Annotated in this window: 4 protein-coding genes; all 4 read left to right on the forward strand. The window is 38.0% G+C overall.

The annotated features are described in order from the left end of the window. Nucleotides 1-252: 252 nt before the first annotated feature. The 4 genes from Q4574_RS21370 (at nt 253) to Q4574_RS21385 (ending at nt 1772) form a co-directional block, all read left to right on the forward strand. On the forward strand, nt 253-450 hold the full coding sequence (locus Q4574_RS21370) for a hypothetical protein (RefSeq protein ID WP_303477704.1): 198 nt from the start codon (nt 253-255) through the stop codon (nt 448-450). Further along, nucleotides 451-822, forward strand: a complete 372-nt coding sequence (locus tag Q4574_RS21375) for a hypothetical protein (RefSeq protein WP_303477707.1) — start codon at nt 451-453, stop codon at nt 820-822. A 71-nt stretch (nt 823-893) separates the two neighbouring features. Beyond that, complete coding sequence (locus tag Q4574_RS21380; protein ID WP_216049423.1) at nt 894-1352, forward strand: VOC family protein; 459 nt, start codon at nt 894-896, stop codon at nt 1350-1352. Between the two features lie 138 nt (nt 1353-1490). Then, nucleotides 1491-1772 carry a hypothetical protein gene (locus Q4574_RS21385; protein WP_303477709.1) on the forward strand — a complete coding sequence of 94 codons (282 nt, stop codon included), beginning with the start codon at nt 1491-1493 and terminating at the stop codon, nt 1770-1772. The last annotated feature ends 418 nt before the right edge of the window (nt 1773-2190 follow it).

The raw sequence follows: 2190 nt of genomic DNA on the forward strand, positions 1-2190 counted from the left end.
ACAAACAAAAGCACCGGAAAAGCACTCGCTGGGCTTCGCCCAAATACGCTCTCGCTTTCCGCTGTTTTGGAAGTTAGAAGGCGCTAGTTTAAGGTGCATAGTTGTTTTGAAATCGCGTGAAATACCAACATCATTTCTTTTTTCTTCTAGGTGGTTTTAAACACAATAGGTAGTTAATCAGTAAAGGTTGTTTGAACTGTTTAGTTGTTTCAGGCTATCTTTAAACAAGGAAATTGCAGGGGTTATTATCTGGTGGTTGTATTAGGTAATAGTATTATTCAACAGACAAAGGATGTTTACAGCATGTTTATTGCGCCGTCTAACAAAGCAAATCAAGTACGCTCCTTCGTCGCCGGACGCAAACTCGCTGGCTGGGGCTCATTCTTCGCCAAGTATAGCCAGCAAGCCTGCGCCGCTTATTTGAAACGTTATATTTTAAGGAGAAGTTAGGTGATTAGAAGCCTAAGAAAAGGACAAACATCAGTCGAAATCTGGTACAAATTTGGCGAGGATTCTATTGGTGCTAAACAAACTGAAATTGAACTTATGGATGATCATGCTGTATTCCGTATAACGTTAGCCCCAGTTAGCGGAGATCAATCATATGATGCCGAAAACATTTTCCTTAAGAACTCTCAAACAATAACTAAAGTGATAATCCGAGACAGTCATATCCGTAAGAATGCAGCACGTTTTTTAAATACTTACACTGATAGAATTTCATATGTAAACCTTGAGCTAGTGCATAATAAGAGTCATATATTTGCTGTAAATCTAAAACCGCTTGATAACGATGGTTTAGAGTTACAAGTTAAAATATAACAAACAAATTAGGGCCGACGCGCAAACAGCGCGCGCCGCCTATTCGAAGCGTTATGTGCCAAGGAGACTTTATGTTCAGGGATTTTAAAACGATTGCGTTTGCAGTTATGCTTTTTGTGCCAATCTTGTCAGTAGCAGCTCAAAATAAGGAAACTAGAATGTCAGGACCTGCCCAAAATGGTGTGCTTATCTACTCAAAAAACCTAACTAATTTAGCAGAGTTCTATGAAAAACTATTTGGCATGACCATCACCAGAGAAACCCAAGATTTTATTAGCTTGGATAAGGATGGTTTCAATCTCATTGTCCATGTGCCGCCGTTCGAAATACCTCAAGAATCATTCAGCCCTGTTAAGCTTTTCTTATCTGTCCAGAATATGGAAGCAACCAGAAAAGAAGCAATTAAATTAGGAGGACTGGCATTTGACGGTGAGTGGTCAAACCCAATATTCAAAGTGTCCAATATTGCAGACAGAGAAGGAAATCATATTCAGATCAGGGAGTTCAAAAATGCCAATAATGGTTCGTAGGCAATTTCATGATCAAGGCACATAACAAACAAATCAAAATCGGACACAAACTCGTTGGCTCTGCTCGTGCCTCGCAATTTTAGCCAACAAGTCTGAGCCGTTTATTTGAGGCGTTATATGCACAAGGAGTATCAAGTATTGTTTAATAAATTAATTCCGCTTTCGCTGATAGTAATATTATCTGCGTGTGGTGCAACGCAAGCACCACCATACCAAAAAGATAGGAATCCAGAGGATAGAAATGAATATAGTGGTGTTGACGGATTAACTCAACAACAGAAAGATCAAGCTTACCTTATGAACAAAGAGTTATCTGATAAGTGCACAAAAGCTAGAATAGAACTGGCTATTGCTGAAACAGATAATAATGTTAGTGAAGTTAAAAACCAAAAATCAATAATTAGCAGTACGTGCATATAACAAAAAAATTAAGTTCGCCCGCTGCGCGGGCTGGGACGCATACATGCGGTGCGGCTTCGCCATTATGCCCCACATGCCTACGCCCCTTATTTAAAAGTTATGAGGTTAAAGATAATTAATGTTGTGGCAGTCTAAACCTGCTCTCAACTGGTTATTTTGATTGATTTTTAGCTACCGTAATTCGTTCGTTTTTAAAATGTAGTTGTTTATTATTTTTAAGTTATTCAACGTAAACGTTACATTGAATTTTGTTACTTCATTAATTTATGTTGTTGTTTAAATCGTGTGGTACAGCTTGTGGCTACATTTTGTTAAATAATCGGCGTGTCATCTTTCAAAATCATTGAAATCAACATTCCGGTTGTTTTTAAAAAACAAATAGGGTGTTATTAAATGTATAAACTTTTTGGGGTTGTCA

The organism is Aliiglaciecola sp. 3_MG-2023 (assembly GCF_030548205.1).
In the GTDB taxonomy this organism is placed as follows: Bacteria; Pseudomonadota; Gammaproteobacteria; order Enterobacterales; family Alteromonadaceae; genus Aliiglaciecola.